General features: G+C 73.8%; 26 protein-coding genes. 12 read left to right on the top strand and 14 right to left on the bottom strand.

All coding sequences use genetic code 11. From position 1 onward, the window contains the following. Positions 1 to 30 precede the first annotated feature (30 nt). Positions 31 to 1,485: an MFS transporter gene (locus tag OHB09_RS10105; RefSeq protein WP_234527901.1), complete on the bottom strand. Its 1,455-nt coding sequence runs from the start codon at positions 1,483 to 1,485 to the stop codon at positions 31 to 33. A 122-nt stretch (positions 1,486 to 1,607) separates the two neighbouring features. Here OHB09_RS10105 and dusB point away from each other — a divergent pair, with 122 nt between their 5' ends. Then, complete coding sequence (gene dusB, locus OHB09_RS10110) at positions 1,608 to 2,750, top strand: tRNA dihydrouridine synthase DusB (RefSeq protein WP_328921864.1); 1,143 nt, start codon at positions 1,608 to 1,610, stop codon at positions 2,748 to 2,750. A 60-nt stretch (positions 2,751 to 2,810) separates the two neighbouring features. Here dusB and OHB09_RS10115 read toward each other — a convergent pair whose 3' ends face one another. From OHB09_RS10115 to OHB09_RS10135, 5 genes are all read right to left on the bottom strand, one after another. After that, entirely contained in the window at positions 2,811 to 7,505 is a 4,695-nt protein-coding gene (locus tag OHB09_RS10115) for a cation-translocating P-type ATPase (RefSeq protein WP_328921865.1), read from the bottom strand. A gap of 16 nt (positions 7,506 to 7,521) precedes the next feature. Further along, positions 7,522 to 8,175 (bottom strand): hypothetical protein, encoded by a 654-nt coding sequence (locus tag OHB09_RS10120; RefSeq protein WP_328729381.1) that lies wholly within the window; start codon positions 8,173 to 8,175, stop codon positions 7,522 to 7,524. A gap of 109 nt (positions 8,176 to 8,284) precedes the next feature. Next, positions 8,285 to 8,731: a GlcG/HbpS family heme-binding protein gene (locus OHB09_RS10125; protein WP_167792610.1), complete on the bottom strand. Its 447-nt coding sequence runs from the start codon at positions 8,729 to 8,731 to the stop codon at positions 8,285 to 8,287. Between the two features lie 62 nt (positions 8,732 to 8,793). Then, positions 8,794 to 9,114: an NIPSNAP family protein gene (locus tag OHB09_RS10130; RefSeq protein WP_006137522.1), complete on the bottom strand. Its 321-nt coding sequence runs from the start codon at positions 9,112 to 9,114 to the stop codon at positions 8,794 to 8,796. Positions 9,115 to 9,149: 35 nt separating this feature from the next. Next, a complete protein-coding gene (locus OHB09_RS10135; protein WP_328921866.1) occupies positions 9,150 to 10,115 on the bottom strand; it encodes an NADP-dependent oxidoreductase in 966 nt (321 codons plus the stop codon). A 130-nt stretch (positions 10,116 to 10,245) separates the two neighbouring features. Here OHB09_RS10135 and OHB09_RS10140 point away from each other — a divergent pair, with 130 nt between their 5' ends. Both OHB09_RS10140 and OHB09_RS10145 read left to right on the top strand, forming a co-directional pair. After that, entirely contained in the window at positions 10,246 to 11,226 is a 981-nt protein-coding gene (locus OHB09_RS10140) for a GlxA family transcriptional regulator (protein ID WP_191853023.1), read from the top strand. Between the two features lie 32 nt (positions 11,227 to 11,258). Next, positions 11,259 to 11,855, top strand: coding sequence for a TetR/AcrR family transcriptional regulator (locus tag OHB09_RS10145; protein ID WP_328729379.1), 597 nt, complete (start codon positions 11,259 to 11,261; stop codon positions 11,853 to 11,855). Between the two features lie 21 nt (positions 11,856 to 11,876). Here OHB09_RS10145 and OHB09_RS10150 read toward each other — a convergent pair whose 3' ends face one another. Both OHB09_RS10150 and OHB09_RS10155 read right to left on the bottom strand, forming a co-directional pair. After that, entirely contained in the window at positions 11,877 to 12,329 is a 453-nt protein-coding gene (locus OHB09_RS10150) for a VOC family protein (protein WP_234527399.1), read from the bottom strand. 64 nt (positions 12,330 to 12,393) lie between these two features. After that, a complete protein-coding gene (locus OHB09_RS10155) occupies positions 12,394 to 13,836 on the bottom strand; it encodes an MFS transporter (protein WP_234527400.1) in 1,443 nt (480 codons plus the stop codon). A gap of 101 nt (positions 13,837 to 13,937) precedes the next feature. On the opposite strand from OHB09_RS10155, the gene OHB09_RS10160 reads away from it, so the two are divergent. Next, a complete protein-coding gene (locus OHB09_RS10160; RefSeq protein ID WP_093589476.1) occupies positions 13,938 to 14,834 on the top strand; it encodes a helix-turn-helix transcriptional regulator in 897 nt (298 codons plus the stop codon). A gap of 81 nt (positions 14,835 to 14,915) precedes the next feature. Here OHB09_RS10160 and OHB09_RS10165 read toward each other — a convergent pair whose 3' ends face one another. After that, positions 14,916 to 16,298 carry a glycine--tRNA ligase gene (locus OHB09_RS10165; protein WP_006137515.1) on the bottom strand — a complete coding sequence of 461 codons (1,383 nt, stop codon included), beginning with the start codon at positions 16,296 to 16,298 and terminating at the stop codon, positions 14,916 to 14,918. Between the two features lie 183 nt (positions 16,299 to 16,481). Between OHB09_RS10165 and OHB09_RS10170 the strand changes: the two genes are divergently transcribed. The 4 genes from OHB09_RS10170 to OHB09_RS10185 are packed head-to-tail and all read left to right on the top strand — an operon-like array spanning position 16,482 to position 19,752. Continuing rightward, the gene (locus OHB09_RS10170; protein WP_191853024.1) at positions 16,482 to 17,465 is read left to right on the top strand and encodes a metal ABC transporter substrate-binding protein; all 984 of its coding nucleotides are present in this window, start codon (positions 16,482 to 16,484) and stop codon (positions 17,463 to 17,465) included. 19 nt (positions 17,466 to 17,484) lie between these two features. Then, positions 17,485 to 18,348, top strand: a complete 864-nt coding sequence (locus tag OHB09_RS10175; RefSeq protein WP_234527402.1) for a metal ABC transporter ATP-binding protein — start codon at positions 17,485 to 17,487, stop codon at positions 18,346 to 18,348. Further along, positions 18,348 to 19,334 (top strand): metal ABC transporter permease, encoded by a 987-nt coding sequence (locus OHB09_RS10180; RefSeq protein WP_191891035.1) that lies wholly within the window; start codon positions 18,348 to 18,350, stop codon positions 19,332 to 19,334. The genes OHB09_RS10175 and OHB09_RS10180 overlap by 1 nt, the downstream gene beginning before the upstream one ends. 10 nt (positions 19,335 to 19,344) lie before the next feature. Beyond that, positions 19,345 to 19,752, top strand: coding sequence for a Fur family transcriptional regulator (locus OHB09_RS10185; RefSeq protein WP_006137511.1), 408 nt, complete (start codon positions 19,345 to 19,347; stop codon positions 19,750 to 19,752). Between the two features lie 39 nt (positions 19,753 to 19,791). Here the strand turns inward: OHB09_RS10185 and OHB09_RS10190 are convergent, their stop codons facing one another. The 4 genes from OHB09_RS10190 to OHB09_RS10205 all read right to left on the bottom strand — a co-directional run bounded on the left by OHB09_RS10190 (position 19,792) and on the right by OHB09_RS10205 (position 21,933). Further along, entirely contained in the window at positions 19,792 to 20,646 is an 855-nt protein-coding gene (locus OHB09_RS10190) for an isoprenyl transferase (protein ID WP_093589470.1), read from the bottom strand. Positions 20,647 to 20,701: 55 nt separating this feature from the next. Next, positions 20,702 to 21,448: a DNA repair protein RecO gene (gene recO / locus OHB09_RS10195; protein ID WP_006137509.1), complete on the bottom strand. Its 747-nt coding sequence runs from the start codon at positions 21,446 to 21,448 to the stop codon at positions 20,702 to 20,704. Between the two features lie 66 nt (positions 21,449 to 21,514). Further along, a complete protein-coding gene (locus OHB09_RS10200) occupies positions 21,515 to 21,730 on the bottom strand; it encodes a hypothetical protein (RefSeq protein WP_093589467.1) in 216 nt (71 codons plus the stop codon). Next, positions 21,727 to 21,933 carry a hypothetical protein gene (locus OHB09_RS10205; protein ID WP_167792604.1) on the bottom strand — a complete coding sequence of 69 codons (207 nt, stop codon included), beginning with the start codon at positions 21,931 to 21,933 and terminating at the stop codon, positions 21,727 to 21,729. Before OHB09_RS10205 ends, OHB09_RS10200 begins: the two co-directional genes overlap by 4 nt. Positions 21,934 to 22,049: 116 nt before the next feature. On the opposite strand from OHB09_RS10205, the gene OHB09_RS10210 reads away from it, so the two are divergent. From OHB09_RS10210 to OHB09_RS10225, 4 genes are all read left to right on the top strand, one after another. Beyond that, positions 22,050 to 22,514: a helix-turn-helix domain-containing protein gene (locus OHB09_RS10210; RefSeq protein WP_328921867.1), complete on the top strand. Its 465-nt coding sequence runs from the start codon at positions 22,050 to 22,052 to the stop codon at positions 22,512 to 22,514. Then, positions 22,496 to 22,705 carry a DUF397 domain-containing protein gene (locus OHB09_RS10215; protein ID WP_328921868.1) on the top strand — a complete coding sequence of 70 codons (210 nt, stop codon included), beginning with the start codon at positions 22,496 to 22,498 and terminating at the stop codon, positions 22,703 to 22,705. The genes OHB09_RS10210 and OHB09_RS10215 overlap by 19 nt, the downstream gene beginning before the upstream one ends. 236 nt (positions 22,706 to 22,941) lie before the next feature. Continuing rightward, on the top strand, positions 22,942 to 23,301 hold the full coding sequence (locus tag OHB09_RS10220; protein ID WP_191853028.1) for a type II toxin-antitoxin system RelE/ParE family toxin: 360 nt from the start codon (positions 22,942 to 22,944) through the stop codon (positions 23,299 to 23,301). 10 nt (positions 23,302 to 23,311) lie between these two features. After that, positions 23,312 to 23,662 (top strand): helix-turn-helix domain-containing protein, encoded by a 351-nt coding sequence (locus OHB09_RS10225; protein WP_191853029.1) that lies wholly within the window; start codon positions 23,312 to 23,314, stop codon positions 23,660 to 23,662. 41 nt (positions 23,663 to 23,703) lie between these two features. Here OHB09_RS10225 and OHB09_RS10230 read toward each other — a convergent pair whose 3' ends face one another. Then, the gene (locus OHB09_RS10230; protein WP_374192288.1) at positions 23,704 to 24,432 is read right to left on the bottom strand and encodes a TerB family tellurite resistance protein; all 729 of its coding nucleotides are present in this window, start codon (positions 24,430 to 24,432) and stop codon (positions 23,704 to 23,706) included. Positions 24,433 to 24,625: the final 193 nt, after the last annotated feature.

Raw genomic sequence — 24,625 nt, forward strand, 5'->3', positions numbered from 1 at the left:
CGGGGGCGCCTCAACACCCCGCGGCGCCCCTCAGGCCCGCACCCGCTCCCCCGCGTCCGTGTCCCGCGCCCCGGGTTCCGCCAGCCGACGGGCCGTGCGCTCGGCGGTGCCCCGGGCCCAGCGGCCCGTGGTCAGCACGCCCAGCACCAGCACCAGCGCCCCGCAGGCCAGGAGGATCCACCAGCCCGGCCGGGCCGCCGACACGAAGGCCTCGCGGTAGGGCGAGGCCCCCACACCGGAGGCCAGCACCGCTCCGACCACCGCGACGCCGAGGGTCTGTCCGAGCTGGCGGCTGGTGGAGGCGACCGCCGCCGCCACCCCGGCCTGCTCCCTCGGCATCCCCGACACCGCGGTGTTGGTGATCGGCGAATTGACGAAGCCGAAGCCGATGCCGAACAGCACGTAGCCGAGGAACAGGGCCACGTTCGAGGTCTCCGCCTCGAAGACGGCGAACAGGGCGCAGCACGCGGTCATCGCGCAGCCCGCGAGGATGAGCGGCAGCCGGGGGCCCCGGCTGCCGACCAGCCGCCCGGAGAGCGGTGCGCACAGGCAGGTCGGGACGGCCATCGGAAGCATCCACAGGCCCGCGTGCAGGGCGTCGAGTCCGCGGACGTTCTGCAGGTAGAGCGTGGTCAGGAAGAGGAAGCCGCCCAGCGAGGCGAAGGCGCTGATCGCGATGACGGTCGCCCCGCTGAACGGCGCGGAGCGGAAGAATCGCAGGTCGATGAGGGGTTCGGCGCGCCGGGGCTCGTAGAGCAGGAGTCCGGCGAGGGCGGCCGCTGCGAGGACGGCGTAGGGCAGTACCGCGCGGAACCCGGCGTCCGGCACCTCGATGATCGCGTAGGTCAGCGCGCCGAAGAGGGCGATGACCATGAGTTGTCCGAGCGGGTCGAGGCGGCGCGGCTTCGGCGCCCGCGACTCGGGCACGAACCGCAGGGTGAGCAGCAGCGCGGCGAAACCGACCGGGATGTTGAGCCAGAAGATCGACCGCCAGCCCACCGACTCCACGAGCAGCCCGCCGACGAGGGGTCCGGCGGCCATGGAGACGCCCATGACGGCGCCCCAGGCGCCGATGGCGCGGGCGCGTTCCCGGGGGTCGGTGAAGGTGTTGGTGATGATCGACATCGCGACCGGGTTGAGCATCGAGCCGCCGACGGCCTGCACCATGCGGAAGACGACGAGCGTCTGGAGGTTCGGGGCGAGGGAGCACAGGGCGGAGCCGGCGGTGAACACGGCGAGGCCGGTGAGGAAGACCCGTTTGCGGCCGATCCGGTCGGCGGTGGAGCCGGCCAGCATGAGCAGTGAGGCGAGGACGAGGGTGTAGGCGTCGATCGCCCACTGCAGCCCCGAGGTGCTGGTGTCCAGGTCCTCCTGCAGCGAGGGCAGGGCGACGTTGAGGACGGTGTTGTCCAGTCCCACGATCAGCAGGCTCATGCAGCAGATCGCGAGCACCAGCATGCGGCGGCGGTGACTGAGCTCGGGCATTGCCGCATCGTACGACAGTATGAATAGCGAGTCTAACTAATGACTTTCCTAACTAATGACCTATGCATCTTCCTGTGGACGGCCCCGCGCCGGGGCCCCGCGGTGTGCGGGACAATGGAGCAATGTCCACGCCCACCACCCCGCTGCAGATCGGCCCGCACACCGTCGGACCGCCCGTCGTCCTCGCTCCCATGGCCGGGATCACGAACGCACCCTTCCGTACGCTGTGCCGCGAGTTCAGCGCCGGCAAGGGCCTGTACGTCAGCGAGATGATCACCACCCGGGCCCTGGTCGAGCGCAACGACAAGACCATGCAGCTCATCCGCTTCGACGCGAGCGAGAAGCCCCGCTCGATACAGCTCTACGGCGTCGACCCGGCGACCGTCGGCAAGGCCGTCCGCATGATCGCGGAGGAGGGCCTCGCCGACCACATCGACCTCAACTTCGGCTGTCCCGTGCCGAAGGTGACCCGCAAGGGCGGCGGCTCCGCGCTCCCGTACAAGCGGAACCTGCTGCGGTCGATCCTGCGCGAGGCGGTGAGCGGCGCCGGGGACCTCCCGGTGACGATGAAGATGCGCAAGGGCATCGACGAGGACCACCTCACCTACCTCGACGCCGGGCGGATCGCGCTCGAGGAGGGCGTCACCGCGATCGCGCTGCACGGCCGCACCGCCGCCCAGCACTACGGCGGCACGGCGGACTGGGACGCGATCGCCCGCCTCAAGGAGCACGTCCCGGAGATCCCCGTCCTCGGCAACGGCGACATATGGTCCGCCGAGGACGCCCTGCGGATGGTGCGCGAGACCGGGTGCGACGGAGTCGTCGTGGGCCGGGGCTGCCTCGGCCGTCCGTGGCTGTTCGCGGACCTGGTCGCCGCCTTCGAGGGGCGCCCGGACGACCTCGTGCGCCCGACGCTGCGCCAGGTCGCCGACGTCATGGTCCGGCACGCCACGCTGCTCGGCGAATGGCTCGGGGACGAGGCGCGCGGAGTGGTGGACTTCCGCAAGCACGTGGCCTGGTACCTCAAGGGCTTCGCGGTCGGTTCCGAGATGCGCAAGCGCCTGGCGATCACGTCCTCGCTCGCGGAGCTGCGCGGCGGCCTGGACGAGCTGGACCTCGACCAGGAGTGGCCGGCCGGGGCGGACGGCCCGCGCGGGCGGACCTCCGGCAACAACCGGGTCGTCCTGCCGGACGGCTGGCTGAAGGATCCCTACGACCTGGCGGGCGTCGGCGAGGAGGCCGAGCTGGACACCTCCGGGGGCTGACACCTCAGGGGCCGGCCCCCCCTGGGTCCCCCGGCCCGTGCCCGAGGTCCCGGGGTCTCCTCAGGCGGTCCCGGAGCGCCCCGCGGTCCCGGGCATCCCGTGCCGCTCGGCCAGCGCGAGTACCGCCCGCTCCAGGGCCGGCAGCCGGCGGTGCGCCAGGACCGCCACGGCGAGGGCGGCGGCGACTCCCGCCCAGGCCACCGGGCCCAGCGGGGTGCAGCCGAAGAGCCGGCTGACCCCCGGGGTCTGGATGAGGGCCACCAGCGCCGCCGCCGAACCGAAGACGGTGAGGCGGACCAGGGGGCTGGTGCGGCGGTCGGCCAGGGTCTGGGCGAGCTGGGTGCCCACGACGCCGCACAGCGCCATGGTCGTGGAGCGGCGTGCCGTGCCCGGGGTGAAGCGGCCCGCCAGCCAGGCGACGGTCGCGCCCAGACAGGTCGTCGCCGCGCGGTGCCGGATCTGGCGCAGGAGCGGTTCGCCGAGCAGGGCGGTGACCAGCGGTTCGGCCGTCTCCGGGGCGGTGCCGGGGTCCTCGCCGGGGATCTGCTCCTTCGGGGTGACCGCGACCGCCATCGCCGGGAACAGGTCCGTGAACAGGTTCACCAGCAGCATCTGACGGGTGGACAGCGGGGCCGAGCCGGACAGCAGCGTGCCGAGGATGCCGAAGCTCACCTCGCCCGCGTTGCCGCCGATCAGGATGGCGATCGCGTCCGCGACGCTGCGCCACAGGGCCCGCCCCTCGGCGACCGCCTCCACGAGGACGGTCATGTCCTCGTCGGTGAGGACGATGTCGGCCGCGTTGCGCGCGGCGGCCGAGCCGCGGGCGCTGATGCCCACGCCGATGTCGGCGGCGCGGATCGCGGCGGCGTCGTTGGCGCCGTCGCCGACCATCGCCACCACCCGGCCCGCGTCCCGCAACGACTCGACGACCTGGAGCTTCTGCTCGGGCGCGACCCGGGCGACGACGCCGACGTCGCGCAGCATGCGGGCGCGTCCGGAGCGGTCGGCGGCGGCCAGTTCCTCACCGGTGACGACGGCGGTGTCCTCGGGCCAGCCGAGTTCGGCGGCGATGGCGCGGGCGGTCCCCGGGTGGTCGCCGGTGAGCATCACGGGCCGCACCCCCGCCTCGCGCAGCCCCCGCACGAGGGCGGTGGAGCTCTTGCGGGGCGTGTCCGCGAGCGCGAGCAGGCCGAGGAACTCCAGGTTCTCCAGCGGCCGTTCGAGGGCGTCCGCGGCCGACTCGCCCTCCGCCAGCGGGCGGTGGGCCACCGCGAGCACGCGCAGCCCGTCCTCGGCCAGCCGGTGCGCCGTCTCCGAGGCGTGCGCGGTGCGGCCCCGGACGGCGGGCAGGACGGTCTCGGGGGCACCCTTCACGACGAGCACCCGCCCGCCGCCGTGGTGACCCCCGGCCCCGTCCTCCCGGCCGACGGCGGCGGCGTAGCCGCGGGCGGCCTCGAAGGGCAGGTACTCCTCCTGCCGCCAGTCCGGGTCGGGCCGGGCCGCGTCGAGGACCGCCTCGTCGGTGGCGTGGTCCGCGCGGGCGCCGTCCCCGTTCGGGCGGGGGCAGGCACGGGCGGCGGCCCGCAGGGTCACCGCCCCGGCCCCCTCCGCCCCGTCCGCCTCGTCGGGCCTGTGCACGGTGCCCTCGGCGTCGGTCAGCCGGACGAGCCGCAGCCTGTTCTCGGTGAGCGTGCCGGTCTTGTCGAAGCAGACGGTGTCCATCCGGCCCAGCGCCTCCAGCGTGCGCGGGGCGCGCACCAGGACCCCGCGGCGGCTGAGCCGGCGGGCGGCGGCGAGCTGCGCCACCGTCGCCACCAGCGGCAGCCCCTCGGGCACGGCGGCCACGGCGACCGCGACCCCTCCGCCGACCGCCCGGCGCAGCGGGGTGCCCCGCAGCAGCGCGAGACCGGTCACCGCGGCGCCGCCCGCCATGGTGAGGGGCAGCGCCTTGCGGGTCAGTTCCTGCAGCCTGGCCTGGACTCCGGCGGCGGGGGGCGTGCGGGCGGCGAGGTGGACGGCGCGCGCGGACTCGGTGTGGTCGCCGGTGTCGACGACGACCGCGCGGGCCTGTCCGGCGACCACGGTGGTGCCCTCGAACACCATGCAGCTCCGGTCGGCGACGGCCGCGCTCGGGGTGGGCGCGGTCTGCTTGTCGACCGGCAGCGACTCCCCCGTCAGCGCGGACTCGTCGACCTCGAGGCCGTCCTCCCACAGCAGCCGGGCGTCGGCGGGCACGACGTCGTCGGCCTTGAGCGCGATGACGTCGCCGGGGTGCAGCCGCGCGGCGTCCACGGTGTGGGGCTCGTTCGCGGGGTCGTCCTCGTCGCTCACCCGGGCCTTGCGCTTCTGCTCGTCGAGCAGCCCGGACAGCGCCCGCTCGGCGCGCAGCCGCTGGACGCCGCCCACCAGCGCGTTCAGGTCCAGGGCGCCGAGGACGAGGAGGGCGTCGACGGCGGAGCCGAGGATCGCGGAGGCGGCCGAGCCGACCGCGAGGACGGGGGTGAGCGGGTCGTCGAGTTCGCCCCGTACGGCTCGGCCGAGCTGCCAGGTCCAGCGGGCCGGGGCCAGCGCGGTGACCTTCCCCGCGCGGTCGGCCAGCGCCCGGGAGCGGAGCACCGCCCGCTCGACGGGGCCCGGCCGGACCTCGGGCTCCCTGTGCAGCCGGCGCCGCACGTCCCCGGGTTCGAGCGCGTGCCAGGCCACCCGGGGCCGGGGGTGCGGGGCGCGCGTCACCGCGACGCCGAGCGCCGCGCGCACCCCGCTGTAGAGGGCCACCGCCGCACTCGCGTCGACGGGGGCGTGTCGCAGTCCGGGCCAGGGCGAGGGGCGTCCGCGCCGGGACTCGCCGACGGCGACGAGCAGTCCGGACAGCGCGGCCCCGGACCGTGCCAGCGTCTGCGACCTGCGCCCCACCGCGCGGGCGGCGGGCACGGCGGTGAGCAGCCGCCACACGTCGGCCGGGCCCTGCCGGGCGAGCACGTCGGCGCCCCAGACGAGGGCGGCGTCCTCGGTGTCGGTGAGGGCGAGGGCCACGTCCCCGGCGAGGAGCCCTTCGAGCACGTCGGTACCGGCACCGGCCCCGGCTGCGGGTGTGCCGGGTGTGCCGCCGGACACCGCGTGCCGTGCCGCCGCGGCCGTCACCCGGGCCACCGTGACCACCGTGCCGCCGTGGCGTTCCCGCTGCCGGGCGACCACCTCCGCCAGCGGGCGCTCCCGGTGCGCGACATGGTCGGCGAGGCCGGTGAAGTCGGCGAGCGCCGGATGGTCGACGAGCACCACGCGCAACCCGGCCCGGCGGGCCGCCTCCAGGATCTCCTCCGCCCAGGGGTCGGCGCCCCCGGAGGACGCGAGCAGCGCGCTGTGGTGCAGGACGAGTGTGTCGGCGGTCTCCAGTTGCGCGAGCCGCTCGGTGTCGCGGACGAGGACGCCGGCGCGGGAGAGGGCGGCGGCGAGGACGGCGTGGAAGGCGGCGGGCCCGTAGCGGGCGGCCTTCGGGGACCCGGCGAGCACCGCCTCGGCCGCCTCGCCGAGGTCGTGCTTGACCAGCAGGGTCGCGAGGGCGCCCACCACGCTGCCGGTGGCGGCCGTCGCGGCGTACTCCTGCGCCGGGGAGCTGCGCAGCGGCGGGCGGGGGTGGCGGCCCGCGGGCACTCCGGTCCGTTCGGGCCGGCACACCTCGTCGTGCACGGCGTCGAAGGCGGCGGCACGCGCCACCGTCTCGCCCACCTGGCAGGCGCGCAGGGCCCCGTCGAGCACCAGGGCGGTCGGGGTGCGTCCGGCGCCGTGCACGACGGCGTTGGCGACGGCGAGGACCAGGTCCGTGCGCGCGCGGCCGATCCGGGCGCGCAGCAGACCGCGGAAGCGGGGGTTCTCGCGCAGCATCGTCGTGACGGCGGTGACCGCGCGCGGCGAGACCGGCAGCCGCAGGGCCGAGCCGGCGAAGGCGAGGGCGATGCCGGCCGCGTCGGCGGCGAGGGCCGCGGCGGCGAAGCGGATGCCGGCGGGGTCGCCGGGGTGGGCGAACTCCTCCACCTCCTCGTCCTCCTCGTCCCCCGCGCTCTCCCCGAGCCCGTGCCGGGCGGCGAGCGTGGAGGCGTGGTCGAGGACGCGGTCGAGGGCGGTGTCCTCGGTGGCGGCGACGACCAGCCGGGACAGTCCGCCGTCCCAGTAGGCGAAGGCCACGTCGGGGTGTTCGGCGAGGGCGGCGGCGACCCGGCGCGCGCGGTGCTCCGTGGCGGCGGCGCGGGAGACGCCCGGGGCAGGGGACCCGGGCGCGGCAGCTCCCGGACGCGCGCCGTGCGCGCCCCCGCCGACGGCGCCCGCACCGTCGGCGCCCTCACCCTCAGCGCCCGCGCTTCCGGCGCCCGCACCCTCCGCCTCCCTCGCGGGCGGACCCGCGAGAACGGCACCGTCGACATCCCCGGCACCACCGGCACCACCGGCATCACCGGCATCACCCGCGAAGTCGTCCCGCGCGCGCAGCGCCAGATGGGCGCGGGCGCCGGACCGCCACGTGCGCGGCCGGCCCGGCAGGGCCTCGCGGACCACCCGGCCCACCCGGGCCGCGCCGCTCACACCCCGGGCTCCCGCCCGGGCCGCGCCGTCCGCGCCGCGGACGCCCGCGCGTGCGGTGCCCGCCGCCGCGCCGGCCAGCGCGCCGACCGCGGGCGCGGCCGAGCGGGCCAGCAACCGGGGCCCGGCGAGGGCGAGTTCGGCGGCGTTGGCCGCGGGGCGGGTGAGCAGTGCCGGTGCCATGTCCTCGCCGCCCCGTTCAGCCGGCGCTGCGGCCGCGCCCGGCCGTGGCCCGGCCCGCCGACTTCGCGGACCGGGCGGCGGCCCTGGCACTGGCGGTGTCCCTGGTGCCCCTCGCTCCGGCGGCTGCGGCCGCCCTGCCCGCCTTGCCCGTACCGGCCGCCTTGCCCGTACCGGCCGCCTTGCCCGTACCGGCCGTCTTGCCCGCCCCGGCCGCCTTGCTCTTCCTGACCGTCGGAGTGGCCGCGCCCTTCGTGGCCGCCTTGGTGGTGGCCCGGGCTGCCCGCGCCGCCGTGCCGCCCGCGGCGGCCGTCCTGCCCTTGGGCGCGGGCGTGGTGGCCGCGGCGGCGGGCCGGGGCCGGGCGGACGGGGTGGCCGCGGCGGCGCGCCCGTCGGCGGAGGTGTCACCCGCGCCGTCGCGGGAGCGGGGCCGGGTGAGCCAGGCGACGGCCGCCCCCGTGGCGGCGACGGGCCACTCGACGACGCCCGCGAGGCCGAGCACCCCCGCCCCGGTGTAGACGAGGAGCCGCCGTCCGCGCGGCGACACGGCGCCGACCTTGTCCAGCGCTCCCCCGGCGACCCGGTTCACGGTTCCGCCCCCCGGCACCTTCCGCAGCACCGAGGCCGCGGTGCGCAGGGGCAGGGGGAGACTCGACGACGTGTCCTCGGCCATGGTTCACCTCGCGTACGGGACAAACAGTGTGAACCGGGCGAGTGCCCCCGAGTCGGGCGGCGAACCGGGCCGTTCGGGCGAACGTCGACGCGTCCCGTGCCCCGGCCGGTCAGGCGGCGGGCACCGCGAACCCGAGCGCGGCGAGGGCCTCCTCGGCGGCCTGCCGGTCCTGCTCGTGGCTGCCGCCGGAGACGCCCAGCCCTCCGACGCACCGACCGTCCTCGAGCAGCGGGTGACCGCCACCGACGGCCATCAGCCGCGGGTGGCCGGCCAGCGGCGCGACCTTCGGATCGGCGAGGTAGTCGTTCCACGTGTGGGTGGGGATCTGGAAGGAGGCCGCAGTCCAGGCCTTGTCGACAGCGATCTCGGCGGCCAGGAAGGGCGTGCCGTCGGGCCGGTCGAAGGCCTTGAGGTGGCCTCCCTGGTCGGTGACGGCGACGGCCGCCGTGAAGCCGATCCGCTCGGCGGCGGCGTGGACCGCCGCGATGAGCGCGCCGGCGGCGGCCTGGGTGACGGACGGGGCGGGGGCCGACTTCGGCGGTGTGCCGGTGGTCATCGAGGGTTCCTCTGTCGCTGGGCCGTACGGGGTGAGGGGGGACGCCGGGGGCGGGGGTCGCCTCATCGCAGGGGCGAGGCCGGGGTGGGGGTCACGCGGGTGACGACGGACTCCTCCACGAGCAGCAGACCGTGCACGGCCGGGCCGATCTCGTTCTTCCACCTGTCGTGCTCGTAGACGGCCTCGTACAGGGCCTTGCCGTGCGCCTCGTCCTCGAAGCGGCGGATCCAGACGTAGCCGTCCTCGTCCTCCTCGTCGGTGAAGGAGGCGGTCACGTCCATGCCGAGCGAGGTCTGGAAGGGGAGGACCACGTCCTCCATGTACCGCACCCATTCCTCGCGGCGGCCGGGCCGGGTCCGGTAGCGGCGGATCTCGTAGTACATCGTGGTTGCTCCGTTCTCGGTGTGCGGGCGGACCGTCAGCCGGCGACCGTCAGGACGAGCTTGCCGCGCGTGCGGCCCGTCTCGCCCTGGGCGTGGGCCTCGGCGGCGCGCTCCAGCGGGAAGGTGTCCGCCACCTCCACGGAGACCTCGCCCGCGTCGATCAGTCCGGCGATCGTGGTCAGCGCCGGGCCGTCCGGTTCGACCAGGTATCCGGTGGCCCGCACACCCGCCGCCCGCGCGGCCTTGGCGAGTTCCGGGGAGACGCCGCCGGGGACGGCCACGAGCAGTCCGTCGGGGCGCAGCACCTTCAGCGCGCGGGTGCTGGTGTCGTCGTGCGTGTCGCCCACCAGGTCGACGACGACGTCGACGTCGGAGGCGGCCTCCTCGAAGCGGGTGGTGGTGTAGTCGATGGTCTCCTGGGCGCCGAGTTCCTTGAGCCAGGCGTGGCGGCCTGCGCCGGCGGTGCCGATCACATGGGCCCTCAGGTGCCGGGCGAACTGCACGGCGAAGTGGCCCACCCCGCCCGCGGCGGCGGTGATCAGGACGCGCTGTCCGGCCCGCACCCGGGCGGTGTCGGTCAGGATCTGCCAGGCGGTCAGCGCCGCCAGCGGCACGGCGGCCGCGTGCACGTGGTCGAGGGAGGCGGGCTTGCGGGCCCACTGGCGGGCGGGCGCGGTGGCGTACTCGGCGTAGCCGCCCGCGGCGCGCGGGAACCACGGCATGCCGTAGACCTCGTCGCCGGGCGCGAGCGTGGTGACGCCGAAGCCGACCTCCTCGACGACGCCGGAGACGTCCCAGCCGAGGGTCAGCGGGAGGGACTGGAGCCCGGCCATGCCCTGGCCCTCGCGGGTCTTCCAGTCCACCGGGTTGACGCCCGCGGCGTGCACCCGCACCAGCACCTCGGTGGGCAGCGGCTCGGGGCGCGCGACCTCCTCGACGCTCAGCACCTCCCGGCCGCCGAACTCCTTCTGGGTCACGGCCCGCATGACGTGCTCGCTCATGGTTCTTCCTCGTTCCGTACGTCCGACGTTCTCTTCCGAGGCCGGGACCGTGTCCCGGCCAGAGAAGAGTGCCCCGCTGCCGGAGGCACACGTGAGTGGCCGGAAGGCCATCGGTAGTACCATTCGGGCCATGCCGCATCGTGTCGTCGTCCTCGCTCTCGACCGGGTCATTCCGCTGGACCTGGGCATCCCGGCCCGGGTGTTCAACGAGGCCCGGGCGCCGGACGGGACCCGGCTGTACTCCGTCACGACCTGCTCCCTCGGCGGCCGGCCGGTCCGCACCCACGAGGACTACCGGATCCTCGTCGACCACGACGAGTCGGCGCTGGAGGGCGCGGACACCGTCGTCCTCGCCACCCAGGAGCCCGGCGCGACGCTGCTGTCGACCGGCGCGATCCCTCCGGACGTCGCGGCGGCCCTCGCCCGGATCGGGCCGCACACCCGCATCGTCAGCCTGTGCACCTCGGCCTTCCTGCTCGCGGCGGCCGGTCTGCTGGACGGCGGGCGGGCGACCACCCACTGGGCGCTGTGCGAGGCGCTGGCGCGGACCTTCCCGCGGGTGGAGGTCGATCCGGACGTGCTGTTCGTCGACAACGGGCGCGTCCTGACGTCCGCGGGCGGGGCGGCCGGCATCGACCTGTGCCTGCATCTGGTCCGCCGGGACCACGGGGCGGCGGTGGCCTCGGCCGCCGCGCGGCGCTGCGTGGTGGCCCCGTGGCGGGAGGGCGGGCAGGCGCAGTTCATCGAACACCCGGTGCCGCAGGAGACCGACCGCTCCACCTCGCCGACCCGGCAGTGGGCACTGGACCGGCTGGCGGAGCCGCTCACCCTGGAGGACCTGGCCCGGCACGCGCACATGAGTGTGCGCACCTTCACCCGGAAGTTCCGCGCGGAGGTGGGCAGCAGCCCGCTGAAGTGGCTGGCGCAGCGGCGGATCGCGCACGCGCGTCTGCTGCTGGAGTCCACCGACCTGCCCGTCGCGCGGATCGCCACCGTCTGCGGCTTCGGCGATCCCGTGGCCCTGCGCAAGCACTTCCACGCCCACGTGGGGCTGCCCCCGCTGGCCTACCGCCGGGCCCACAGCGCCCCGGAGCCGGCGGTCGCGCGATGACCGCTCTCCCCCGCGCGGGTACCGTCTCCCGCATGGCACCGACCAGCGACGTCCTCACCGCCGACCGCATCCTCGAGGCGACCGAGGAGGTGCTGCGCCGGCACGGTCCGGCCAAGGCGACCGTGGTGGACGTGGCGCGAGCGCTCGGGGTGAGTCACGGCAGCGTGTACCGGCACTTCCGTACGAAGACGGCGCTGCGGGAGGCGGTGGCGCAGCGCTGGCTGGACCGCACGCACCAGGGGCTGGCGGGGATCGTCGCCGACGGGGACCTCGCGCCGGCCGAGCGGCTGCGGACCTGGTGCCGGGCCCTGTTCGAGACCAAGCGGCGCAGGTCCGTGGGCGATCCGGAGCTGTTCGCGACGTTCGGGGTGCTGGCCGAGGAGAACAGCGCGATCGTCGACCGGCACGTCGCCGACCTCACCGGCCAGCTCACCGAGATCGTGCGGGCCGGGGTGGCCGGGGGCGGCTTCCGGCCGTCCCTCGACCCGGAGGCCACCGCGGCTGCCCTGCTCGACGCGACCTCCCGCTTCCACGCCCCGTACCACGCCCGCGAATGGCAGCGGCCGGGCACCGGGGAGCGGCTGGAGACGCTCCTCGACCTGCTGGTGGCGGGGCTGCGGGCGTCCTGAGGGGCCGGGCCGCGGGCGGTGTCAGGCGACGCAGAACTCGTTGCCCTCGGGGTCGCGCATGACCCACCAGTGCCCGGCCGGGCCCCGGTCGACCTCCTCGACCCGCCGCGCGCCCAGCCCTTCCAGGCGGGCGACGGTCTCCTCCCGTCCCTCCTCCCCCGCGTGCACGTCGAGGTGCAGCCGGTTCTTCACGGTCTTCGGCTCCGGGACGTCCTGGAAGAGGATGCGCCGGCCGGTGCCGATGCCGGTGGTCTCCTCGTAGGGGTCCTCGGGGTGCCGGATCGCGGCGAGGCCGCGGAAGACGCGGCGTCCTCCGTGCTCCGCCGTCGCGGCCGGCGGCAACCGCCCGGCGGCGAGCAGCGAGTCGATCAGGGCGCTGTTGTCCTCGACGACGTATCCGAGCGCGGCGGCCCAGAAGTCCGCGAGCGCGGGTGCGTCGGCGGTGTCGACGACGAGTTTGACGTGCAGGGTCATGGCACCGTTCCTACGGGGGGACGGGCGCCGTGTCCAGCGTCGCCGCCCCGGGGCGGCCGGTACCTCAGCCGATCCGGCGCGGCAGCCGCAGGCTCAGCGCCACCGTGAGGAGGACCAGGGCGAGCTGGGTGAGCAGGGTCGTCACCAGGGCGTCGCGCATGCCGAGGCCCGGGACGAGCGCCAGGAACAGCGAGCCGAGCGTCGCCACGCCGAGCGCCAGCGCCGACTGCTGGGTGGTGATCATGACACCGCCGCCGACACCCGCGCGGGCCGCCGGGACCTCGGAGAGGATGGTCCGCATCAGGATCGGCATCTGCAGCGCCTGCCCCGCCCCGGCCACCGCCGCGCCGGGCGCCAGCGTCACGAGGTCCAGGTCGGGCCAGCTGCGCCGGGCGGCCAGGGCGAGGAGCAGCAGACCGGCCGCCTGCAGCAGCCCGCCCGCGGGCACCACCCGGGTGCCGAACCGGGTCACCAGGCGGGGGCCGCACAGCGAGACGAGGAAGAACGAGGCCGCGAGGGGCACCAGCGCCAGACCGGCCTCGACCGGCCCGAGCCGCGCGCCCTGCTGGAGCGCCACCGCGAGGACGAACATGAAGCCGCTGAAGCCGACGGAGAACGGCACCAGCACGAGCAGTCCCCGGCGCAGCGAGGGCAGCGCGAACAGGCTCGGCGGCACCAGCGGGGTGCGGCCGGCGCGGTCGGCCCCGCGCTCCACGCGGTAGAAGCCCCAGGCGGCGAAGGGGAAGGCGGCCAGTGCCACCCAGGTCCACAGCGGCCAGCCGGCGGCGCGGCCCTCGGTCAGCGGCACCAGCAGGGTCAGCAGGGAGGCGGCGAGGAGCACGGTGCCGGGGCCGTCGACCGGTTCCGGGCGGGGCGAGCGGGTGTCGGGGACGGCCCGTACGGCCAGGACCAGGCCGAGGAGGACGGCAGGCACGTTCACCAGGAACACCGCGCGCCAGCCGCTGCCCGCGATGTCGGCGGCCACGAGGACGCCGCCGAGGATCTGCCCGGCGACCATGGAGAGTCCGGCCGTCGCCCCGTACAGGCCCATGGCGCGGGCCCGGCGGGCTCCGGCGGTGCCGGCCTGGATGGTGGCGAGCACCTGCGGCAGCATCGCGGCGGCCGCCGCGCCCTGTGCCGCGCGGGCGGCGACCAGCGTCCAGGCGTCCGGGGCGAGGCCGCAGGCGAGCGAGGTCAGGCCGAAGGCGGCCAGTCCGCCGAGGAAGAGGCGGCGGCGGCCGAAGAGGTCGCCGAGGCGTCCGCCGAGGACGAGCAGGACGGCGTACGCCACCCCGTACCCGGCGACGACGAGTTCCAGGACGGCCTCGCCCGCGTGCAGGTCCTCGCCGATCGTCGGGAGGGCCACGTTGACGATGAAGAAGTCGATGAGGGGAAGTGCCGCACCCAGCAGCACGGTGAACAGTCCCAGTCCGCCGAGCACGGGCGGGGACGTCGGACCGGGGGCCGCCGAGGGCGCGGAGGTCGGGGATGCGAGAGTCTTCGTCACGTCACCGAGACTCCGCCGCTCCCCAGACGGGTACCAGAGTGTCTTCATCCTGGTAGCGGGAGCACCTGGCAACAGGATCGGGCGGCGGGCACCCTGGAGGCATGACGACGACCGTGCAGGAGACGAGGCCCGCCCGAGCGACCCGGCCCGAAGGCGCGGGTTCCGCCTCGGCGGTGCGGCGCCACGAACTGGCCGCCTTCCTGCGGCACCGCCGCGAGCACGTGGCCCCCGAGCAGGTCGGACTGCCCCGGGGTGTGCGCCGGCGCACTCCCGGGCTGCGCCGCGAGGAGGTCGCCCAGCTCTCCTCGGTCGGCGTCACCTGGTACACGTGGCTGGAGCAGGCGCGTGACATCCAGGTGTCGGTGCAGGTGCTGGACTCCCTGGCCCGGGCGCTGCTGCTCGACTCCAGCGAGCGGGCGCACCTGTTCGCGCTCGCCGGGGCGGTCGACCCCTCGCCGAGCGGCGGTTGCTCCGCCGTCGCCCCGGCGCACCGCGTCCTGCTGGAGCAGTTGGAGCCGCTGCCCGCCTGTGTGCAGAACAGCCGGTACGACATCCTCGCGTACAACCGCACCTACGGCAGGCTGCTGTGCGATCTGGACGCGGTGCCCCCGGAGGACCGCAACTGCATGCTGCTCGCCTACACCCACGCGGAGTGGCGCACCTCGCTGGCGGACCGCGAGGAGATGCTGCGGCTGATGGCCGCGAAGTTCCGCGCGACGATGGCCGAGCACCTGGGCGAGCCCGCGTGGAAGATGCTCCTGAACCGGCTGCTGTCCGAGTCGGAGGAGTTCGTCGAGCACTGGGAGCGGCACGAGGTGGTGGGCCCGAGCGTCAGGCGCAAGCAGTTCCGCAACTCCCGGGTCGGGCTGCTCACGCTGGACCACACCTACCTGTGGCTGGGCCCGCACAACGGGCCCCGCCTGATCACCTACACCCCGGCCGACGAGGAGACCCGCGCCCGGCTGGAGCGGCTGCGGGCGATCGCCACCGGGGCCTGAGGACGTTCCGGGACCCGGGAGACGCACGGTCCCCGCGCCCTTCGCGGGACGCGGGGACCGGGACGGAAGACCGCGGACGGGTCAGCAGCCGAGGAGCCGGCTGCCCAGGTAGCCCTCGATCTGGTCGAGGGACACCCGCTCCTGCTTCATCGAGTCGCGCTCGCGCACGGTCACCGCGTTGTCCTCGAGGGTGTCGAAGTCGACGGTGACGCAGAACGGCGTGCCGATCTCGTCCTGGCGGCGGTAGCGGCGGCCGATCGCACCGGCGTCGTCGAACTCGATGTTCCAGTTCTGGCGCAGCGCCTGGGCGAGCCCCTTCGCCTTCGGCGAGAGCTCGGGGTTGCGGGACAGCGGGAGGACGGCGACCTTCACCGGAGCCAGGCGCGGGTCGAGCCGCAGCACCGTGCGCTTCTCCATCTTGCCCTTGGCGTTGGGCGCCTCGTCCTCGACGTAGGCGTCCAGCAGGAAGGCGAGCATGGTGCGGCCGACGCCGGCCGCGGGCTCGATGACGTACGGCGTCCAGCGCTCGCCGGCCTCCTGGTCGAAGTACGACAGGTCCTGGCCGGAGGCCTTGGAGTGGGCGCTGAGGTCGTAGTCGGTGCGGTTGGCGACGCCCTCGAGCTCGCCCCACTCCGAGCCGCCGAACTGGAAGCGGTACTCGATGTCGGCGGTGCGCTTGGAGTAGTGGGAGAGCTTCTCCTTCGGGTGCTCGTACCAGCGCATGTTCTCCTCACTCAGGCCGAGACCCCGGTACCAGTTCCAGCGCTGCTCCATCCAGTACTCCTGCCACTTCTCGTCCTCGCCCGGCTTGACGAAGAACTCCATCTCCATCTGCTCGAACTCGCGGGTGCGGAAGATGAAGTTGCCGGGCGTGATCTCGTTGCGGAAGGACTTGCCCATCTGGGCGATGCCGAACGGGGGCTTGCGGCGGGAGGTCTGCTGGACCTGGCCGAAGTTGGTGAAGATGCCCTGGGCGGTCTCGGGGCGCAGGTAGGCGACCGAGCCGGAGTCCTGGGTGGGGCCGAGGTGCGTGGAGAGCAGGCCCGAGAACTGCTTGGGCTCGGTGAAGGTGCCCTTGTTGCCGCAGTTGGGGCAGTTGAGGTCGGCCAGGCCGTTGGCCGGGGCGTGCCCCTTCTTCTCCTCGTACGCCTCTTCCAGGTGGTCGGCGCGGAAGCGCTTGTGGCAGGAGGTGCACTCGGTCAGCGGGTCGGTGAAGGTGGCGACGTGACCGGAGGCCACCCAGACCTCGGTGGCCAGGATCACCGACGAGTCCAGACCGACGACGTCCTCGCGGGAGGTGACCATGTAACGCCACCACTGGCGCTTGATGTTCTCCTTGAGCTCGACGCCGAGCGGGCCGTAGTCCCAGGCGGCGCGCTGCCCGCCGTAGATCTCACTACAGGGGTACACGAAGCCACGGCGCTTGCTCAGGCTGACGATGGTGTCGATCTTGTCGGCGGCCACGATGCTCTCTTCATACGACGGAACGGCGCGAATGCTTCAGGTTACCGGCGTGGCCCGGGCTCGCATCAAATCGGTGGGGCCGGTGCACGGACACCGCTGACAAAAGGGGCCGACCGACCTGCCGCGGAGGCCTCCGTGGACGTTAGTTGACAATCATTTCCATTGTCATTGAAAATGACTGTCATGAACGTACGGCGCCGACTCATACCCACGGCCGCGCTGACCGCGGTCTCCGCGCTCACCCTCGCGGCCACCTCCGCCTGTTCCGCCTCCGACACGGCGGGCGGCAACACCGCCAAGTTCGACGTCGTCACGTCGTTCTATCCGCTCACCTTCCTCGCCGAGTCGATCGGCGGGAAGCACGCGCACGTGACCAGCCTGACCGAGCCCGGCCAGGAGCCGCACGACCTGGAGATCAGCGCCCGGCAGACCGCGCTGCTCCAGGAGTCCGACGCGGTGCTGTACCTGAAGAACCTCCAGCCCTCCGTGGACGACGCCGTCGCCCAGTCCGAGGTCGCCACCAAGATCGACGCCGCCTCCCTGACCACCCTCGAGGAGCACGGCACCGAGGCCGGCGGACACGAGGAGGAAGCGGACGGGGACGGCCACGGACACGAGGAGGGGGAGGGGGAGGACGGCAAGGACCCCCACATCTGGCTCGACCCGGTGCGCTACGCCGAGGTCGCCGAGGGCGTCGGCAAGGCCTTCGAGAAGGCCGACCCCGACCACGCCGCCGTCTACCGGAAGAACACCGCCGCCCTGGTCAAGCGGCTCGACGGGCTCGACGACCGCTTCGAGACCGGTCTGCGGGACACCCGCTCCAAGGTCTTCCTCACCACGCACGCCGCCTTCGGCTACCTCGCCGAGCGCTACGGCCTCACCCAGGAGGCCATCAACGGCCTCGACCCGGAGTCGGAGCCGAGCGCGGCCCGGATCAAGGAGCTGGGGGAGACGGCGAAGACCGAGGGCGTCACCACCGTGTTCTACGAGACGCTCGTCAGCGACAGGACGGCGAGGACGCTCGCCTCGGACAGCGGTCTGCGCACCGACGTCCTCGACCCGCTCGAGGGCATCACCGGCAAGTCCCGCGGCAAGGACTACTTCCAGGTCATGGACTCCAACCTGAAGGCGCTGCGGAAGGCACTCGGAGCCCCGGGAAGCAAGTGACAGGCCGAAACGGTTCCTCATGTGTCCGCGACACCTGAGCACCCGTGGGACGCGGGCGCACGCGGTGGCGGAGACGACGGAGACCGAACGAGATCTTGAGGAGACGACCGTGACCGAGCCCACCGAGCCCGTCCTCGCGCTGCGGGGTGTGACCGCCGAGCTGGGCTCGGTGACCGTGCTGCGCGGCATCGACCTGACCGTGCGGCGCGGCGAGGTCGTCGCCCTGCTCGGCGTCAACGGCTCCGGGAAGTCCACCACCGTCCGCACCCTCATAGGCCAGGTCCCCGTCACCGCCGGTGAGATCGAACTGTTCGGCACGCCCCGGCGGCGGTTCCGCGACTGGCGGCGCGTCGGCTACGTGCCGCAGCGCACGACGGCCGCGGGCGGCGTGCCCGCCACGGTGGCCGAGGTGGTCTCCTCCGGCCGGCTCTCCCGCACCCGCTTCCGCCCGCCGCGCCGGGCCGACCGCGAGGCCGTGCGGCACGCGCTGGAGCTGGTCGGCATGGCGGACCGCGCCGGGGACTGCGTCGACGCGCTCTCCGGCGGCCAGCACCAGCGGGTGCTGATCGCCCGCGCGCTGGCCGCCGAACCCGAGCTGCTGCTCATGGACGAGCCGATGGCGGGCGTGGACCTGGCGAGCCAGGAGGCGCTCGCCGAGACCCTGCGCGCGCAGGTCGAGCGGGGCGTCACCGTCCTGCTCGTCCTGCACGAACTGGGCCCGCTGGCACCGCTGATCGACCGCGCGGTCGTCCTGCGCGAGGGCCGCGTCCTCCACGAGGGCCCACCGGGGACCGCGCCCGTCCAGGGCCTCGACCACGACCACGACCACGTCCACCCGCACGCGCCCGTCGGCGCCGAGATCCGCACGGGACTGCTGAGCTGATGGAAATCCTCGACTACGCCTTCATGCAGCGGGCGCTGCTCGCCGCCGTCCTGGTCGGGATCACCGCCCCCGCCGTCGGCATCTACCTCGTGCAGCGCCGCCAGTCCCTGATGGGCGACGGCATCGGGCACGTCGCCATGACCGGCGTCGGCCTGGGCTTCCTGCTGTCCTGGTCCCCGGTGTGGATGGCGACCGCGGTCTCCGTCCTCGGCGCGGTCCTCATGGAGCTGATCCGCTGGTACGGCCGCACGCGCGGCGACCTCGCCCTCGCGATGCTCTTCTACGGCGGCATGGCGGGCGGCGTCATGTTCATCAACCTCGCCCCCGGCGGCTCCAACGCCAACCTGACCTCGTACCTGTTCGGCTCGCTGTCGACGGTGTCGCCCTCGGACGTCACCGCCATCTGCGTGCTCGCCGGGTTCGTCGTCCTGGTCACCGTGGGGCTGCGCCGGCAGCTCTTCGCGGTCAGCCAGGACGAGGAGTTCGCCCGGGTCACGGGTCTGCCGGTGCGCGCGCTGAACCTGCTCACCGCCGTCACCGCGGCGGTCACGGTGACCGTGGCGATGCGGGTGGTGGGCCTGCTGCTGGTCTCGGCGCTGATGGTGGTGCCGGTGGCGGCCGCGCAGCAGCTCGGCCGCAGCTTCGCCGCGACCTTCGCGCTCGCGGTCGTGATCGGCGTGAGCGTCACGATCGGCGGCACGGTGACCTCGTACTACCAGGACGTGCCCCCCGGCGCGACGATCGTGCTGCTGACCATCGCCGCGTTCCTGCTGCTCACCGCACTGGCGGCACCCCTGGCCAGGCGCCGGGCCCGGCGGGCGGAGGCGGCCGCCGAGGCCCCGGCGGCATGGGCCGCACCGGACGGGGCAGGGTCCCCCGAGCGGCCGGAAGCATCGATTCCGGCCATGCGTGGTCCCGCCGGGGAATCGGCGACTGACCCCGCACCGCCGGGGCTGGCACAATGGCCCCGCGAGACGCAGACGTGAGGAGGCAACGGTGACCACCGCCGGCCCGCCCGTACGGGGACGATCCACGCGCCAGCGTGCCGCCGTGGCGGCGGCCCTGGACGAGGTGGAGGAGTTCCGCAGCGCCCAGGACCTGCACGACATGCTCAAGCACAAGGGCGACTCGGTCGGTCTGACCACGGTCTACCGCACGCTGCAGTCCCTCGCCGACGCCGGCGAGGTGGACGTCCTGCGCACCTCGGAGGGCGAATCGGTCTACCGCCGCTGCTCCACCGGCGCACACCACCACCACCTGGTCTGCCGCGTCTGCGGCAAGGCGGTCGAGGTCGAGGGCCCCGCGGTCGAGAAGTGGGCCGAGTCCATCGCCGCGACCCACGGCTACGTCAACGTGGACCACACCCTGGAGATCTTCGGCACCTGCGCGGACTGCGCGGCGTAGGGACGCGCCCGAAGGGGCGCCCCCACGCCACCGAGGGGCCTACTCCCCCTGCTCGCCCCGCTCCTCCTGCCGCCCCTCCATCGCCAGCAGCTCCTCGTTCGGGATCGCGCCCCCGAACCTCCGGTCCCGCGAGGCGAACTCCAGGCACGCCCGCCACAGGTCCCGCCGGTCGAAGTCCGGCCACAGCACGTCCTGGAAGACCATCTCCGCGTACGCGCTCTGCCAGATCAGGTAGTTCGACGTCCGCTGCTCCCCGCTCGGCCGCAGGAACAGGTCCACGTCCGGCATGTCCGGGTAGTACAGGTACTTCGCCAGCGTCTTCTCGTTGACCTTCGACGGCTCCAGCCGCCCCGCCCGCACGTCCTCGGCCATCGCCTGCGCCGCGTCCGCGATCTCGGCCCGCCCGCCGTAGTTCATGCAGAAGTACAGCGTGAGCCGGTCGTTGTCCTTGGTCTGCTCCTGCGCGACCTGGAGCTCCTTGGCGACCGAACGCCACAGCTTCGGCATCCGGCCCACCCACCGCACCCGCACCCCGAGCGCGTCGAGCTGGTCGCGGGACTTGCGGATGAAGTCGCGGTTGAAGTTCATGAGGAAGCGCACCTCCTCGGGCGAACGCTTCCAGTTCTCGGTGGAGAAGGCGTACAGCGAGATCGCCCCGACGCCCATCTCGATCCCGCCCTGGAGCACGTCGAGGACGCGCTCGGCGCCCACCTTGTGCCCCTCGGTGCGCGGCAGCCCCCGCCCCTTCGCCCAGCGGCCGTTGCCGTCCATGACGATCGCGACATGCTTGGGGATCAGCTCGCCCGGGAGCTTCGGCGGACGGGCACCGGACGGATGCGGCTCCGGTGTGCTGTACTCCCGGCGCCGGCCCCCCAGGATCCCACGTACGGCCATGTGCTGCTCGTCTCCTTCGCTGGTCAGGTTCCGCTGGTCAGGTTCGCTGCTCAGATCATTTCTCGACGTACCGCAGGGACCGCAGCCCCCGCTCCAGGTGCCAGTGCAGATACGCCGACACCAGCCCGCTGCCCTCCCGCACGTGCCGCGCCTCGCACGCGTCCGCGGTCGCCCAGTCCCCCGTCAGCAGCGCGCCGAGCAGTTCCAGGGCCTGCGGCGAGGGTACGACGCTGCCGGGCACCCGGCAGTCGGCGCAGACCACACCGCCGGACGCCACCGAGAAGAAGCGGTTCGGCCCCGGCATGCCGCACTTCGCGCAGTCGCCGAAGCTGGGCGCGTAGCCGTTGACGGCGAGGGAGCGCAGCAGGAAGGCGTCCAGCACGAGGTGCGGGGCGTGCTCGTCGCGGGAGAGCGTGCGCAGCCCGCCGACCAGCAGCAGGTACTGCTGCACGGCCGGCTCCCCCTCGTGGTCGGTGAACCGCTCGGCGGTCTCCAGCATGGCCGTCCCGGCGGTGTACCGGGCGTAGTCGGTGACGATGCCGCCGCCGTACGGGGCGATCGTCTCGCTCTGCGTGCACAGCGGCAGACCGCGCCCGATCAGCTCGCTCCCCTTCGAGAAGAACTGCACGTCCACGTGGGAGAAGGGCTCGAGGCGGGCCCCGAACTTCGACTTCGTGCGCCGCACCCCGCGGGCCACGGCCCGTACCCGGCCGTGACCGCGCGTGAGGAGCGTGATGATGCGGTCCGCCTCACCCAGCTTCTGGGTGCGCAGCACGATGCCGTCGTCGCGGAACAGGCTCATGGACCCATTCTCGCCTACGCCGGACGTGCGGCGGCCGGGCACCGGGCGATCGGCGCCCCCGCCCCTTCACAACACCTCGCCGCGACTGCGGGCGTTGACGTACGCCGTCGCCGCGCTGAGCCGCTCGGCCGGGGTGGCTCCGCGCACGGCCCCCGGCTCGACGTCCCACTCCCGCCCGCCGCCCAGCGGCCTGAGCTGCACGTACGGCCCCTCGTGCCCCATGACGACACCCAGCAGGCCCCTCCGGGTGTCCACGGCGCAGGCGCCGATCGGCAGCCTCACCGCAGGACCTTCGCGAGCCGGCCGGCCGTCTCGACGGAACAGCGCCCCGGTTCCACGAGCGGACACGGCGCCTCCCGGACGACGCTCACGGGGTCCAGCCCCAGGGACGGCAGGACGATTCCCGCCTTCGCGAGCGCACTGCGCAATTCCTCCACGGTCTCCTCCGCCTCCTCGACGCACGACGCCGAATGCTGTGCCGTCACGGTGCTCCCCTTCTCTGACGGATTTCACTCTTCGCATCCTCATCGTGACGCTCCGCGCCTACACTTCGGCAGGGGTCCGCGCACTACACGTGCGGCGCAGCACAGGGAGGGTGTCGATGGCCAACGGTTCCCGGCAGGCCGCATGGGAGTTCTTCGGCACGGAACTGAAGCGGCGCAGAGAGGACGCGGGCCTCACCCAGGCGGAGCCGGGACTGCGGGTGTTCGTCTCCGGCGGCTACATCGGCCAGTTCGAACAGGCCATTCGCAAACCGCAACTGGACGTGGCCCAGCGCATCGACGGGGTACTGCGATCCGACGGTATTTTCGAGCGGCTGTGCAGGAAGCTGATCGACGATCCCCGGTACGCGGAGTACTTCGCGAGGGCGGCGGAAGACGATGCCCCGCCAACTGCCTATACCGAGGCGGTGTATTCGGGAAATTTGCTGGACGATCCGGCCGTGGTCAAGCGTTCTCGCGCCGCATACGATCAGATTCGGGCCGCCGCACTGTCGCCGGAGGCGTCCCTGACCCTCATCGAGTCGGCAGCGGAGGACTACAGACGATGCGCAGGTACGACCTGACCAACGCCCGCTGGCGCAAGAGCAGCTACAGCGACGGCAACGGCGGTAGCTGCGTCGAGGTCGCCGACGGGGTCCCCGGCCTCGTCCCCGTCCGGGACAGCAAGGTCCCGGACGGCCCCGTGTTGGTCATCGGGGCAGCGGCATGGGCGGAGTTCGTGGGCGGCGTAACCATCGCGCCCCTCTCCGCCTGAGTCGTAAGCCCAAGAGGGCCGATCGGGCCGACGCCTGGCTGCTCTCCGTTCAGCCGATGAGCACCACGGCGATCCACACGCAGCCGGTGGCGCTGTGGCTCCGACTCGGCGCGTCGGTACCGGCGAGCGCCACGGCCATGTACAACACAGAGCCTCGCGGATCCGTCCACCCCCTCACGATCAGCGCTTGCCGATACTTAAGGAAATCCTTAAGTTAGGTGTCGAAAGGAGTCGTCTTGAGCTGGGCGATCAAAGTCACCGATGAGTACGCGGAATGGTTCAGACTCCTGATCAAGGAGGATCTGAGTTCGGCCTCCCAGGTCGCGCAGGCTGTGGCCGCTCTGCGCGAGGCTGGGCCGACGCTGGGCCGCCCCCTCGTCGATCGGTTGAAGGGCTCGGAGTTGCACCACTTGAAGGAGCTGAGGCCCGGGTCCGGTGGGCGCTCCGAAATCCGTATCGTCTTCGCCTTCGACCCGACTCGCTCGGCCCTGCTACTCATAGGCGGTGACAAGGCCGGAAACTGGGATCGCTGGTATCGGGACAACATTCCGCTGGCCGAGCGGCTCTACCACGACTACACCGGCGACGAGGACTGAGGGAGTAGCCATGCCCAAGAAGGCCGCGCAGGACTGGGAGCTTCTGGAGCAGGAGTTGTACTCAGCCGGCGTGAAGCCGGCTGAGGTCGAGGCAGGGTCTCGCCGGCTTCTCGCCGAGGCACGAGGCCACCAGCTTGCCGAGGCGCGCAAACAGTCGGGGCTGACCCAGCCGGACGTGGCGGCCCGGATGGGAGTCAGCATCGCCCGGGTCTCGCAGATCGAACACGGCGAGGGGGCCACCTTGGACGTCATCGCCCGCTATGTGGAGGCGCTCGGCGGGCGGCTGGATCTGGTCGCGGACTTCGGCGATCACACCCTCCGCATGCCGGCCAGCGGCAATCAGGGCAGCGCGGCGGCGTAGTCGTCGGGTGGTGGCTCCGGCGGCAGGGGCCCGGCGTCACGTCACGACGGTGTGCGGGCCGACTCCAGGAGGCGGGTGACCTCGTCCGCCGGGAGGGTCAGGGCCGCGCCGACCGTGGCCAGGACGTCCCGTTCCGCGGGGGTGTCGGGGCCGTCGGCGAGGGCGATGCGGGCGCCCTGGAGGAAGATGGACTCGCGGCCGGCGGGTGCGAGATGGGGCGCCAGGGGGTCCAGGGCCTCGTGCAGCTCTATGGCGAGGCCGGGGCCGCAGGCACGGCCGTAGACCCGCCCGGTGTCCGCCTCCAGCGCCTCGACGAGCGCGGCGAGCTGGCCCTCCGTGCAGTCGTCGAAGCCGGCCGCGCGCACGGCGACGGCGGCGGTCTCCAGGGACGAGCGGGAGGAGCTGCCGCCCGCCGCGAGGACGGCGAGGGCGACCGTGTGCACGGCGTCCCGCAGCATCGCGGCGAACCGCACGGTGGTGGGGTGGTCCAGGACGTCCGTGCCGTAGTGGTGGCGGCAGGCGGCGCACTCCACGACGGGCCCGGTCTCGCCGCGGGGCAGCACGGGCACGCCCGCGAGGGCGAGCCGGCGCCGCCCGGTGAGCCGCTGGTAGTTGCGGTCGCCGCCGCAGCCGGGGCAGAAGAACTCGCCGTCGCCGACGGCGGTCCACGCGGTGCGGGTGCCGATGAGCCGGGTCACGGGGATGGCGAGCGCGCGCGGCACGCGTCGGTGGCCGGCTTTGTGGCCGCTTCGTCCCCGTCCTGGCAGCACGTCGCACCTCCGTAACTCCCCCGCGGCCCTTTGCGGGGCGCGGGTGGTGCCGCGACGACGTCGTCGCGTCTGCGTGATGTTAGCCACATCGTGGACGCGGAGTCAGTACCTTGGACGAGACCTATGTATGACCCTTACACGGATTGGCCTGTACCCGACGGTGGTACGACGGACCCCCGTCCGCCGGGTGGGG

The sequence above is a fragment of the Streptomyces griseoaurantiacus genome, assembly GCF_036189845.1.
GTDB lineage: Bacteria > Actinomycetota > Actinomycetes > Streptomycetales > Streptomycetaceae > Streptomyces > Streptomyces griseoaurantiacus.